The following is a 12721-nucleotide window of genomic DNA, read 5'->3' on the forward strand; positions in this document are numbered from 1 at the left end:
GACTACTCGCCCTTTCCCAGTGGGGTGGTTTCGTCAGCCAACGAGGGCAACCCGACGCCCTGGCGGACCTTTTCCCGGAAACCCGCCCATGACAATCGTTCGGAATGGTCGAAGAGGACGTCGCGATACGGCCTTCGGGGTTCGTAGGTGTCCACGATTCGGCGGAGACCATCGACGAGCGAGTCCACGGATCCCGGCTCGACCACGACCCCGAGATCCTCGGGCAGCTCCATGTCCACCAGCCCGGTGTTCGAGCTGGCCAGCAGGCGGCACCCTTGGGACAGGGCCTCGCTGAGAACCAGACCGAAGCCTTCGGCGATCGATGGGAGCAACAAGGTATCCGCGGCCCGCATACGGGCGAGAACCTCAGGCTTCGAATGGCGGCCGACGAAGTCAATTTTGGGAACGCCCTGAGCAAATTCCTCGATCTCCGGGTCGTGGCGGGACGTGACCAAGGTCAGGGTCGCGTTCTTCAGAGCGGCCCTCCGCCAGGCCTCGACCAGGATGTGGAGTCCTTTGCGAGCTATGCCCTGGCCCACGAAAAGCATGGAACACGTTGGCCCGGCGGCGGCGTCGTCGAGGATGCGTTCCGGCCGTGGCCCGCCATAAGGCGCGACCGTGATGTTTTCCGGGGCCATGCCCTGGGCGATCAGGCCCCGCCTGGTGAACGACGATGCGCACACCGCGCTGTCCGCCAAATTCACTTCAGCAACGTGTTGTGCCTGCATCCCCGGATCCAGCTCCTCCGACTCGCGCAGCCAGGGACGCACACCGCGGAGCTCATCCACCGTGGACAGGGTGTCAACGATGAATTCGGGAGACACTTGATACTGGAACAGGATCCGACGACCCATGGACGGGCCTTTGAAAGCTTGGAGGGCCGACCCCGAGTACAGCAACAGGTCCGCGTAGGGCCTCCGAGCAGCCACCCGGGCAATGGTCTCTCCGAGGCGGGCCTCCACCGCGACCGTCGGAAAATCCACGGACCTTCTGATCCGCCGCTTGACCTCGTACGGAAGCTGAGCCGCGAAAGCCCCGAAGGACTGACGGACTTGTGACGGGTCGATGAGTGGAGTGCGTCGATGACTCAGCGTGGGCACGGAGAATCCGCGACCCTCGTAATAGTCGGTGACGAAAGTATCCAACGCGGACACTTCGGCCAACGCAGCCGGAACCTGATAGGAATCACGATCCCGGTTATGCCCGACAATAAAATTCAAGGCCCCCACCTCAAAAAGAATTAACGCCACCGACACGGAGAAACGGCAGACTTCCCGCCTGCGGCAACACGACGGGACAGAGAATCCGGATCGATTTTACACGGGACGCGGAGGCACGGAGGCGCACCTCGAAGGCCGGAACGCCGTCCACCATGAGCCCCATCATGCCGACCGAGATGCGCAATCTGGGTTTGACAAGGAAATACAGCCGGGATTTCACAACTTCCGAAGAGGCGAGTGGACGTGACCCACGTGTTTCACTTCACGCGCTCCAATCTTTTTCTTTGCACAGAATGTCCATCGGCGACGAAGGGCCACCACGTCGGCGTCATGAGCTACCGCACCCGCAGCGTCGCTCCGCACGTACCGGGCATCGACATCACCCCCTCGCCCGCCATCACCCCGGAAACCTTGCCCCCCCTACCCCTTGACCTGTGACCTGCGACTCAGAATACTTGTCCTAACAAACTGTCATTAGTTCAAGGAGGATCCATGAGCGATCAGAGGCTCTCAGTTGCCGTCATCGGCGCCGGAATGGCTGGGCGGGCCCACGCCTACGGATATCGGCAGTCGGGTTCGGTCTTCGACTCCTCATTCCCCGATGTCCGCCTCGCCGCGATTGCTGACATGAACGTCGAGCTCGGGCAGGACACCGCGCGCCGGTACGGGTTCGAGAAGACGTACTCGGACTGGACCGAGGTCGCTCAGGACCCTGAGATCGACGCGGTGAGCGTCGTCGTCGGCAATGCGCTGCATCTGCCGATCGCGAAGGGTCTCCTCGAGGCGGGCAAGCACGTCCTGTGCGAGAAGCCGCTCGCCGGCACCCTGGAGGATGCCGAAGCCATGGTCGAGCTGGAGAAGGAATACGGTCAGAAGACCGACGCCGCCGGCCGCCCCCTCGTCACCTCCGTGGGCTACACGGTCCGCAGGATGCCGGCCCTCAACGCGATCAAGCAGAAGATCGACTCCGGTGATTTCGACCCCGTCACCAACTTCATCTCGACGTACCTGTGCGACTACTCGTGCGACGAGAAGGCCCCGATGTCCTGGCGCTACAAGGGCGGGCCCGGCTCCGGCGCTCTGGGCGACCTCGGGTCTCACGTGATCGACACCGGCGAATACCTCAACGGCCCGGTCACTTCCGTGCGCGGCGCCTACATGGACACGATCTATAAGCAGCGGCACCTGCCGCTGGGCGCCGTCGTCGGCCATGGTCACGTGGAGGTCTCGGACGAGGTCGAACCGGTCGAGAACGAGGACTTCCTGACCTTCACCTGCACCTTCGCCAACGGCGCGGTGGGTACCTACACGATCTCTCGCGTAGCCTTCGGGACCCCGAACTCGCAGACGTACCACGTGGTCGGCCCCCGAGCCCAGGCATCCTTCGACATCACCAAGCCCGGGGAGTACATGTACGACGACGCCCAGGCAGCACCCGATACTCGGGGCCAAAGGCGCGTGATCCTGAACGGCGACACGCCGCTGTACCCGAATTCGTGTGCCATGGACGCCCCAGGCGTCGGCTGGAATTACAACGACAACTTCGCGATCCAGGCCAGGGCATTCCTCGAACAGGTTTCGGGAACCCAGAGCGGTCTGGCACCGTGCGGATCCTTCGCCGAAGGCCTCCACACGCTCAGCATCATCCAGGCCATCGCAGAGTCCGCGGAACAGTCCGGCGCCGAAGTGGCGGTCAGCTGAGATGAGAATCGCCGTGATGGGTGCCGGAACCATCGGTCAGATGCACGCCGCCCACCTGATGCGAACCGAGGGCGTCACCGAGGTCGAATTGGTCGGGCGCGACGACGCCCGCGTGCGCGACCACGCGACTCGGGTCTCGGAGCGCGCGGGGGTCGAGGGAGCCGGTGTGCGGCTGAGCACCACCACAGACGCCTCTGCCGCACTCGACTCTGCCGACGGCGTCGTCATCGCGACCCCCGGATCCACCCATCCGGAGCTCGTCAGGCACGCGGTCCGGCGCGGGCTGCCCGTGTTCGTGGAAAAGCCGCTGGCTCTCACGGCGAAGGATTTCGCCTCCTTGGTGCAGGACATCGGGGCCGCGGGTGCGGACGACACCGTGATGGTCGGCTTCCACCGCCGCCACAGCAAGGAGTACCGGGCCCTCAAGGGCCTGCTGGACGCCGGCCGTGCGGGACGACTGCGATCGATCGTGAGCGTCGACCACGACAAGTACGCGGCCGATCCCACGGGACTCTCGGGATCGGGCGGAATCTTCGCGGACATGATGGCGCACGGTTTCGACGTCGTCCCGTGGCTCGTGGGCGAGCAGGCAGAGTCCGTGTACGCCACGGCCTCCGCGGCGGCCTTCGGCTCCTACGAGGACAACGACGAGTTCGACACGGCCGCCGCGTTCCTGACATTCCCCAGCGGCTTCACCGCCACGCTGTCCGCCATGAGGGGGCACGCGGTGGGGCAGGACGTCAGGACCGTGGTCCACGGAAGCGAGAATTCCTATTCGGTGGGCGAGACGGACCGAGTCGCCATGACGCGCATCGACCCGGACGGCCACATCGAGGCTCCCGAGGAGACCTTCGAGGGCTATCAGGACCGGTTCGCCGAAACCTTCGTCCTGGAGATGCAGGACTTCGTGGCCATGGTGTCCGGCGAAGGACTCAACGAAACCCCTCCGACCTCGGGGATGCACGGCGTCGAGCTGCTCGATGCGGCCCAGCGGTCCCTGGCATCCGGTCGCCCCGAAGAGGTCACGCCGCTCCGCTAGACCTCGTGGCTCTCAGCACAGCAACCTGTGGCTCGTGTAACGTTGTATAGACAACTGTTGGTGAGTTCTCAGGGGGTCGCTGATGACTGAAAGAACACGGGCGGAGGCGCAGACCGCCGCCATGGTCCCGGTCGGTACACCAGGGGTGTGGAAGGACGCCGCCAAGCTGATCGTGCTGTCACTGATCGGCTTGGTGGTGTTCTTCGTCCCGGTAACCATGGACGGCAAATCCTCCATACCCCTGGATCACCTGGTCACGCTCGTCCGGCAGTACGCCGGCCCTGTGGTCCCGTGGTTGATGCTGGCCCTGATCGTGGTCGGAGCCGCCCGGCCCTTCGTCACGGGCAGCTGGAAGCAGACCCCCACCAAGGTCGTCTTCTCGCTGCTCAACGTCGTCGGCCTGATCGCGGCACTGCTGATGGTGACCCGGCCGCCGGCCTGGCTCGCCGACCCCGATATCGGTCCCTTCCTCTGGAAGACCCTCGTGCAATCTGTGGGCCTGATCGTCCCGATCGGAGCGATCTTCCTCGGTTTCCTCATCGGTTTCGGTCTCATGGAATTCGTGGGCGTCTTCGTTCGCCCCGTGATGAGGCCGATCTGGCGGACGCCCGGCAGATCAGCGGTCGACGCCGTCGCGAGCTTCGTCGGCTCCTACTCATTGGGTCTTCTCATCACCAACCGCGTCTACAAATCCGGCGGATACACCGCCAGGGAGGCGGCGATTGTCGCCGTCGGGTTCTCGACCGTGTCCGTGACGTTCATGGTCGTGGTGGCCAAGGCCCTGGACCTGATGGACCACTGGCTGATGTATTTCTTCGTCTCCTTCGTGGTGACGTTCGTGGTCACGGCGATCACGGTCCGCATTCCCCCGCTCTCACGCGTACCGGACGAATACTGCCCCGGATCGGTGCCGACACCCGAGCAGAAGATCACGCTCAACCGTTTCGGCGTCGCTCTGGGTCAGGCCCTCGGAACCCTGCGCGAGGGCCCCGGCGTGGTGCGAGTGATCTGGGCGAATTTCAAGGACGGCGTGCTGATGACCGCATCGATCCTGCCGTCCATCATGTCGGTCGGTCTGATAGGACTGCTACTGGCCAAGCACACGCCGATCTTCGATTGGATCGCCTGGATCTTCTATCCGATCGCGTGGCTGGTCCGGCTGCCCGAACCGTTGCTGGCCGGCAAGGCCGTGGGCGTCGGTCTGGTGGAGATGTTCCTTCCCTCGGCACAGGTAGGCGCCGACGAGAGCATCATCCTCCGCTTCGTGGTCGCCGTGGTCTCGGTGTCCGGCATCATCTTCCTCTCCGCGATGGTCCCGTCCATCCTGGCCACGGAAATCCCGCTCAAGTTCTGGAAGCTGATCGTGATCTGGTTCGAGCGCGTGGTCATTTCGCTGGTCATCACGACGCCGATCGCGTACCTGCTCCTGTGACGGCGCCTGCCACGATTCCGGTGTCAGTTCCTGTGTCAGTCTGGGAGAAACACCGTTTGCCACTGTGAGGGGGCATGTCATGCCGGCGGACCACGAGCCGACCGCGGGGCGGCACCGTTTTACCGGGCACATCGCCGGGGTCGGAACGGCCGGCGGGACCCGCATGGTTCTGGGGGCATGGTCCAGAACTCCGCACGGCCCCTTCGCCGACGTCATGGTCGCGCATCCCGACGGCACCCGCGAGCTGATCGCCCCCGACCAGTGGGTCGCGGACTTCGTCTCGGCGACCTACACCTTCGACAGGATCCGCATCGCACCGGTACGAGTCGATGCTGGGGACAGTCCGCCGGGGGCGTCCCCCGGCGCACGGTGGTCGGTTCGAGCGGGGCCTCTGGACTGGACCTTCGACGTCGGATCTCGGCGTCCCCTCGGGTGGGCCCTTCGCGGGATTCCTCGAAAACTCGGGACGAGCCTCGCCTTCGCCCGGGTCACCGACCGCGTGGCCCCGTGGATCCTCCCCGGCGTACGGACCCTGGGGACCGCGGGCAACGGGAGAACCGAGTGGTACGCGGCCACCGACCTGCACGCGATACGCGATTCGGTCGGTTCCTGGGCGGGGCGGACCCTCGGGGCGATGACGCCGGTCGACCCCGCCCCCGACTTCGGATTCGGGTCGACGCCGCGGGAACCGAGCCTGACCTCGCTGACCAGCACCGTCGTGGTTCCCTGAGAGCAGGCGGGGCGGGGCCGACGGGCTCGAGGCGGCAGTCTCGTGCAGATGCGGGGCGGCGACGGGCTCGAGGCGGCAGTCTCGTGCAGATGCGGGCCCGAAGTGGCAGTCTCGTGCGGAAAACACCCCTCAAACCGCACACCATTGCCACCTCGAGCCAGTAGCCGCACGCCATTGCCACCTCGAGCGAGGAACCACCCCGAAGCCGCACGCCATTGCCACCTCGACGGGTGGTCGTGCACGGGCGCCGCATCTGCCCCAGTCAGCCCACTGCCACAGTCAGCCCGCTGCGCCAGCCAGCATCAACGACACACCCGCCCCAGCCAGCCCGCCGCCCCGGCCCCAACCAGCGTCAGGCCGGCGCGCCCGCCGTCGTCGGGGTCCCGTTCGCGCCCGACGCGTCAGGGGATTCCTTCGCCAGGTCCGGGAATGCGGCCATGACGCCCGGCTGCACCAGCCGACCGCTCGCGGTGTTGACGCCCTTGGCGATGGCGGCATCCGAGACGATCGCGTACTCCGCCCCGTTGCTCGCGATCGACTTGATGAACGGCATGGTCGCGTTGGTCAGTGCCTTGGTCGCGGTCTCGGGGACCGTGCCGGGCATGTTGGCCACGCAGTAGTGCCGGATTCCGTCGACCTCGAAGATCGGGTCGTGGTACGTCGTCGCGTGCGAGGTCTCGAAGGCGCCACCCTGGTCGATGGCGACGTCGATCAGGAGAGCGTCCTTCTTGAGCAAGGACAGCTGATCCCTGGTCACGACCTTCGGAGCCGCCCGACCGGGAACGAGCACGGCGCCGATCACGACGTCGGCGTTTCTGAGTTCTTCCTCGACCGTGACCGGGTTGGACATCAGCACGCGAGCGCGCCGGTCCAGGATGTTCTCGAGTTCACGGATCCGCTTCGGGGACATGTCAAGGACCGTGACCTCGGCCTGCATGCCCAGGGCCAGCAGGGCCGCGTTGGCACCCACGGCCCCGCCGCCGATGATCACCACGCGGCCCGGAGCCACGCCGGGCGCTCCGCCCAGAAGCTTGCCCGGCCCGTTCCCGTCACGGGTGAGGTGGCGCGCGGCGGCGTGCACCGCGAGCCGGCCCGCGATCTCACTCATCGGGGTGAGCAGCGGGAGACCGGTCTCGTCCTGGACCGTTTCGTAGGCGATGGACAGAGTGCCGGCCTCGAGCAGGGCCTCCGTCAGGGCGCGGTCCGCGGCCAGGTGCAGGTAGGTGAAAAGCGTCAGGTCAGAGCGCAGGTAACGGTATTCGGCCTCGATCGGCTCCTTGACCTTGATCAGGAGTTCGGCCTGGGCCCAGGCGCCGTCCTGGTCCGTCATCGTCGCGCCGACTTCCTGGTAGGCGGCGTCCTCGAACCCCGCCGAAACACCGGCCCCGGACTCGACGAACACGGTGTGGCCGCTCCGAACCAGTTCGGACACATTCGCGGGAGTGAGGCCGACCCGCTCTTCCTGCGGCTTGATCTCCTTGACGACCGAAATGCGCATGGTTTCTCTCCTTCTGATATTGCCTGTGTTCCCTAGCGGGACGCGATGTTGTAGAAGCGAATGTTCTGGTATTCCTCGAGGCCCTCGGCCCCGCCCTCTCTGCCGAGCCCCGACTGCTTGACGCCTCCGAAGGGGGCCGCGGCATTGGACGGGACACCCTGGTTGATCCCCACCAAACCGGTTTCCAGGCGGTCGGCCGCCCGGAAGGCTCGGTCGAGACTCTCCGTGAAGACGTACCCGGCCAGCCCGAACTCCGTATCGTTGGCCCGGGCGATGGCTTCGTCCTCGTCGTCGAAGCGCTGGATCGCCGCGATCGGGCCGAAGATCTCCGTGCCCGTGATGCGTGCCTTCGGTGGAACACGGTCCAGCACGGTCGGCTCGAAGTAGTTGCCCGCGCCCTCGGGCGCGTGACCGCCGGTCAGCAGTTCGGCCCCGTCCTCGACGGCGCCCTCGACCAATCCCGCCATGTCCCGCACGGCGGCCTCGTTGATCAGGGCGCCGATTCCCACGCCCTCGGTGAGGCCGTGGCCGATGCGGACCGACTCCATCTGCTCCCGGTATGCGGACACGAAATCGTCGGCGATCCCGCTCTGCACGTACATCCGGTTGGCCGCGATGCAGGACTGACCACCGTTGCGGAGCTTGGCCGCGGCGGCACCGGCGGCGGCTCGTTCCACGTCGGCGTCGTCGAAGACGATCAGCGGGGCATTCCCGCCAAGTTCCATGGACGTCCGCAGGACCCGCTCGGAGGCCAGGCCCAGCAGGGTCCGTCCGACCTCCGTGGACCCGGTGAAGGAGACCTTCCGCGTGTACTCGTCCCGGAGCGCGGTCTCGCTGAACATGCTCGAACTCGACGTGGTCACCACCTGGACCAGGTCCTCCGGGACTCCGGCCTCGTGGGCGAGCTGGACGGCGTAGTACGCCGTCAGCGGGGTCGCCGTGGCCGGTTTGATCACCGCGGGGCAGCCGGCCGCGAGCGCGGGGGCGATCTTCCGGGTCGCCATGGCCAACGGGAAGTTCCACGGCGTGATGAGGACCGCCAGGCCCACGGGGCTTCGCCGGGTCACGATACGGGACCCGCCGTCCGGGGCCTCCTGGAAGTTCCCGCCTGAGCGCACGGCCTGCTCGGCATACCACCGGACGAAGTCGTTGCCGTACTTGACCTCGCCCCTGGCCTCGGGAAGGGTCTTGCCCATTTCCCTGGTGATCAGCAGCGCGATCTCCTCGGCGTTCTCGTTCAGCAGTTCCCACCAACGGTGCAGGACGTTCGACCTTTCGCGAGGCGTGGTCCGCGCCCAATCGGCACCGGCCCGGTGGGCCGCGCCCAGGGTTCGCGTGATGTCGGTGCTGTGCGCGTCCGGGACGTGCGCAATCGTCTCCCCCGTCCCGGGGTCCGTGACGGCAATCCCGGTGTCGCCCAGGTCGAGGCCGCGAACGACGTCGTCCGCCCTCTCGATCCCGGCGCTGTCGGGTGGGGCCACGGTTGCGGTGCTGGTCCGTGCGTTCACGATGCTGCCTCCTCACGGATGGCCTCGTCCATGGCGGCGAGGAAGTCGTCGAGTTCTTGTTCGGTCACGATGAAAGGCGGGCTGACCTGGAGCGTGTTGCCGCGCAACGGCCTCGAGACGAAGCCCTTGTCGACCATGCGGTCGCAGACCGCGCCCGCGGAAACCTCTTCGCGGAGGGTCACTCCGCCCAGCAGTCCGGCGTACCTGACCTCGACGACGTCGTCATTGCGGGCGGCCAGGGAATCCAGGGCCGCACCGAACGTGGGCTCGAGGTCGTGCACCCGCTGGACCAGGTTCTCGTTCCGGAGGATCTCGAGGTGCTTGATGGCAACGGCGGACGCGGTGGCGTGCCCCGCATAGGTCGAACCGTGCCGGAAGATCGGTGTGTCGGGGGAATCCTCGTAGAAGGGCTCCCAGATGCGGGGGCTCACGAAGATCCCGCCCAGCGGGGCATAGCCCGAGGTCACGCCCTTGGCGAAGGTCACCAGGTCAGGTTCGAGCCCGTAGCGTTCCGTGGCGAACATCGTGCCGAGACGCCCGAAGCCGGTGATGACCTCGTCGAGGATCAACAGGATGTCGTTGTCGCGGCAGAGTTCCTGAATCGTTTCCAGGTACCCCTCCGACGGCGGGTTCACGCCGCCGGTCCCCTGAACCGGCTCGGTCACGATGGCGGCGATGTTCTCCGCGCCGATCTCCTCGACCGCCCGACGCACCTGCTCGGGGTCGTCCAGCGAGATGCGGGCCGTCTCCGGGACCAAGGACTCGGTGCCGTACCCCTCACGGTTGAACTCCAGTCCGGCGATGCTCGTGCCGTAGGCGTGCAGCCCGTGGTACGCGAATTCGCGGCTCAGGATGATCTGCTTCGAGGACCGCCCCTCGCGCTGCCAGTGCCTCCGGGCGAGCTTGCAGGCGACGTCGATCGCGTCCGACCCGCCGCTGTTCAGGATGATCTTGGGGGCGGGGATGGGGGAAACCTCGGCCAGTTTCTCCGCGAGGGTATCCGCCTTGTCGTTCGTGAAGCGGGCGAAGGTGTGGTACGTCTCCAGCTTCATCATCTGGTCGTAGGCCGCCTGGGCCAGCTCGGGGCGGGAGTGGCCGATATTGGCGTGCCACAAGCCTGCTGTCCCGTCGAAGAGCCGTTGGCCCTCCCGCGTGACGATGTAGGACCCCTCGCCGCCTTCGATCACGAGCTGCCGCCCGATGACCTGCGGCGCCTGCGCCTGAGCAGGCCACAGGGCGGGACCGTCGACCGGAGCCTTGTTCGTGGCTTCCGAGGCGTTGTTCTCGATGGTGGTGGTCATGATCGTGGTCCTTTCTGACTCAACGGTGTTCATTGCGAGATGTATCCGCCCTCGACCGGGATCGTGGTTCCGGTGACGTACGCTGCGCCGGGGCTGGCCAGGTAGGACACGGCGGCCGCGACGTCCGAGGGCTCGGCGATCCGTCCGAGCGGGATCTTTCCGGCGACGTCCTTCTCCGTGGCCTCCGGGTCGTCCTGGTCGGCGACCCACGTGTCGTACAGCGGGGTCCGTGCCATGCCCGGGGCCACGGCGTTGACCCGAATGTTGTGGGGTGCGAGCTCGACGGCGGCCGCCGTCGTCAGTGACTGGATCGCGCCCTTGCCGGCGCTGTAGAGGCTCATGGTGGGAACACCGATCAGGGCCAAGCGCGAGGTGATGTTGATGATTGCCCCGCCGTCGCCCTGGTCCCGCATGACACGGCCAGCGGCCTGCAGCGCGGCAATGGTCCCGAAGACGTTGATCTCGAAGTTCTCGCGGAGTTTCTCCTCCGGGAGATCCAGGACCGAGCCGATGAGGTCCACGCCGGCGTTGTTGACCAGGACGTCCAGGCGCCCACCCGTGGACACGGTTTCGTCCACGAGCCGCTGGATGTCCTCGGAATCGGTCAGGTCGGCCCTGACCCACCGGGCGTTCTGGCCGAGCTCCGAGGTCACCGCCCGGCCCCGGTCGTCATTGCGACCGGAGAGGACCACCAAGAAGCCGTCGTCGACCAGGCGCCGGGCGATTTCCACACCGATGCCGGAGTTCGCCCCGGTCACCAGGGCCACTGGTTGCTGTTCCGTCACTGTCTATCCTTTCGTCGAGTTCTCGTCGGAGACGTCGGTCCGGCCGACCGTCGGCGTCGAACCGGTCTTGGCACCGATCAGTTCTTCTCCTCGGGCCATCCGCAGGTCGTCGTCCGCGCCGGGAACCACGTTCCCTCGCAGGGACCGCCCCGCCGTCTCCCGGAAGGTGAGGACCGCGATCAGCCCGACGACGCCCGCGGCCGCGAGGTACCAGCCCGGGACCAACGGGTTGCCGGTCTTGTTGATCAGCAGCTCATTGACCATGCCGGCCGTGCCGCCGAAGATCGCGGTCGAGATGTTGTACCCGACGGCGAACCCGGAATACCGGACCTTGGTCGGGAACAGCGCAGGCAACGTCGCCGAGATCGTGGAGATGAGCATGACCAGGAAGAGCCCGAGGATCCCGATGCCGAGCAACTGGGTCACGAAGGAATCGACCTGAATCAGCATCATGGCCGGAACCGACAGCAGCACGAACCCGGCCGAGGCAACGATGAGGATCGGCCGCCGCCCGATCTTGTCGCTGAGTGCGCCGAAGGGAACGATCACCGCGATCATGACCAGCTGGATGATGACCAGGGAGAAGTTCGACTGGGCTGTGCTGTGGCCGAGGGTCGCGGAAAGGTAGCTCGGCATGTAGGTCAGCACGAGGTAGAACGCGATGTTGAGCAGCGTCACGAACCCGATGAGCTTGAGCACCTGGAGCGGGTAGGTCTTCAACAGGTTCCCGAGGGCCCTGAGGGCCGAGGGCTGATCGACCTCTTCCTCGACGTCCTCGGTGAACGTCTCCGGGTCGTGCAGGTGGCGCCGCATCCACAGGGCAAGGATGCCCATGAGAATCGTGAGGACGAAGGGAAGCCTCCACCAGCCTGCCATCATGCCGTCCTCGCCGACGATCAGGGTCAGGACGGTGCAGAGGATGGCGGCACCGCTGTACCCGACCAGCGTTCCGAATTCGAGGAAGCATCCGTAGATCCCGCGGCGATTGTCCGGAGCGTGCTCGGCCATGAAAACCGCCGCGCCGGCGTATTCGCCGCCCGCCGAGAAACCCTGGATCGCGCGCAGCAGGATCAGCGCGATCGGCGCCAGGAAACCGACCGTGTTGTAGGTCGGAAGCAACCCGATGCAGGCCGTGGACGTACTGATCAGGGCGATGGTGAGCACCAAGACCTTCTGACGTCCGAACTTGTCGCCCAGCGGACCGAAGATGAGTCCGCCCAGGGGCCGGACGAGGAAGGAGACGGCAAAGGTGCCCAGGGCCATGACGCGCGCGAGCGCGCCGCCGTCGTCGTCGAACGTGAAGAAGAGGTCCGAGATGTAGACGAGCAGGTAGCCGTAGATGCCGTAGTCGAACCATTCGATGGCATTGCCGATGGCCGAGCCGGCGACGGACTTTCGTGCCGTCTTCTTCTCGTCGACCGTCATGTCGATCTCGGATGTGATCGGGGGCGGTTCGTAGACAGGGCTCTGGGACATGGGGTCCTCCCGAAGGTGCAAGGGTGGGTGT

Annotated in this window: 10 protein-coding genes; 4 read left to right on the forward strand and 6 right to left on the reverse strand. The window is 66.2% G+C overall.

Annotated features, from left to right (window positions below; all coding sequences use genetic code 11):
• Window positions 1-2: 2 nt before the first annotated feature.
• Window positions 3-1220 (reverse strand): glycosyltransferase family 4 protein, encoded by a 1218-nt coding sequence (locus EWU68_RS06335; protein ID WP_156265506.1) that lies wholly within the window; start codon window positions 1218-1220, stop codon window positions 3-5.
• Window positions 1221-1712: 492 nt separating this feature from the next.
• Between EWU68_RS06335 and EWU68_RS06340 the strand changes: the two genes are divergently transcribed.
• From EWU68_RS06340 to EWU68_RS06355, 4 genes are all read left to right on the forward strand, one after another.
• Window positions 1713-2921 carry a Gfo/Idh/MocA family protein gene (locus tag EWU68_RS06340; RefSeq protein WP_129315276.1) on the forward strand — a complete coding sequence of 403 codons (1209 nt, stop codon included), beginning with the start codon at window positions 1713-1715 and terminating at the stop codon, window positions 2919-2921.
• Window position 2922: 1 nt separating this feature from the next.
• Complete coding sequence (locus EWU68_RS06345; protein ID WP_129315277.1) at window positions 2923-3960, forward strand: Gfo/Idh/MocA family protein; 1038 nt, start codon at window positions 2923-2925, stop codon at window positions 3958-3960.
• 82 nt (window positions 3961-4042) lie between these two features.
• A complete protein-coding gene (locus EWU68_RS06350) occupies window positions 4043-5392 on the forward strand; it encodes a YjiH family protein (protein ID WP_238692352.1) in 1350 nt (449 codons plus the stop codon).
• A 79-nt stretch (window positions 5393-5471) separates the two neighbouring features.
• Window positions 5472-6122 carry a hypothetical protein gene (locus EWU68_RS06355; RefSeq protein ID WP_129315278.1) on the forward strand — a complete coding sequence of 217 codons (651 nt, stop codon included), beginning with the start codon at window positions 5472-5474 and terminating at the stop codon, window positions 6120-6122.
• Window positions 6123-6474: 352 nt separating this feature from the next.
• Here EWU68_RS06355 and ald read toward each other — a convergent pair whose 3' ends face one another.
• The 5 genes from ald to EWU68_RS06380 are packed head-to-tail and all read right to left on the reverse strand — an operon-like array spanning window position 6475 to window position 12690.
• Window positions 6475-7620, reverse strand: a complete 1146-nt coding sequence (gene ald, locus EWU68_RS06360; RefSeq protein WP_129315279.1) for an alanine dehydrogenase — start codon at window positions 7618-7620, stop codon at window positions 6475-6477.
• 32 nt (window positions 7621-7652) lie between these two features.
• Complete coding sequence (locus EWU68_RS06365; RefSeq protein WP_238692353.1) at window positions 7653-9128, reverse strand: NAD-dependent succinate-semialdehyde dehydrogenase; 1476 nt, start codon at window positions 9126-9128, stop codon at window positions 7653-7655.
• The gene (locus EWU68_RS06370; protein WP_129315280.1) at window positions 9125-10429 is read right to left on the reverse strand and encodes an aminotransferase family protein; all 1305 of its coding nucleotides are present in this window, start codon (window positions 10427-10429) and stop codon (window positions 9125-9127) included. Before EWU68_RS06370 ends, EWU68_RS06365 begins: the two co-directional genes overlap by 4 nt.
• Before the next feature lie 29 nt (window positions 10430-10458).
• A complete protein-coding gene (locus tag EWU68_RS06375) occupies window positions 10459-11214 on the reverse strand; it encodes an SDR family NAD(P)-dependent oxidoreductase (RefSeq protein WP_129315281.1) in 756 nt (251 codons plus the stop codon).
• A gap of 3 nt (window positions 11215-11217) precedes the next feature.
• A complete protein-coding gene (locus EWU68_RS06380; RefSeq protein ID WP_202976695.1) occupies window positions 11218-12690 on the reverse strand; it encodes an MFS transporter in 1473 nt (490 codons plus the stop codon).
• Window positions 12691-12721 lie beyond the last annotated feature (31 nt).

The organism is Rothia koreensis (assembly GCF_004136575.1).
GTDB lineage: Bacteria > Actinomycetota > Actinomycetes > Actinomycetales > Micrococcaceae > Rothia > Rothia koreensis.

Bases quoted from the DNA above. Each gene is read 5' to 3' on its own strand.
- EWU68_RS06380 (WP_202976695.1), bottom strand. From the start codon at position 12,690: ATGTCCCAGAGCCCTGTCTACGAACCGCCCCCGATCACATCCGAGATC.
- ald (WP_129315279.1), bottom strand. From the start codon at position 7,620: ATGCGCATTTCGGTCGTCAAGGAGATCAAGCCGCAGGAAGAGCGGGTC.
- EWU68_RS06355 (WP_129315278.1), top strand. From the start codon at position 5,472: ATGCCGGCGGACCACGAGCCGACCGCGGGGCGGCACCGTTTTACCGGG.
- EWU68_RS06340 (WP_129315276.1), top strand. From the start codon at position 1,713: ATGAGCGATCAGAGGCTCTCAGTTGCCGTCATCGGCGCCGGAATGGCT.
- EWU68_RS06345 (WP_129315277.1), top strand. From the start codon at position 2,923: ATGAGAATCGCCGTGATGGGTGCCGGAACCATCGGTCAGATGCACGCC.
- EWU68_RS06370 (WP_129315280.1), bottom strand. From the start codon at position 10,429: ATGACCACCACCATCGAGAACAACGCCTCGGAAGCCACGAACAAGGCT.
- EWU68_RS06350 (WP_238692352.1), top strand. From the start codon at position 4,043: ATGACTGAAAGAACACGGGCGGAGGCGCAGACCGCCGCCATGGTCCCG.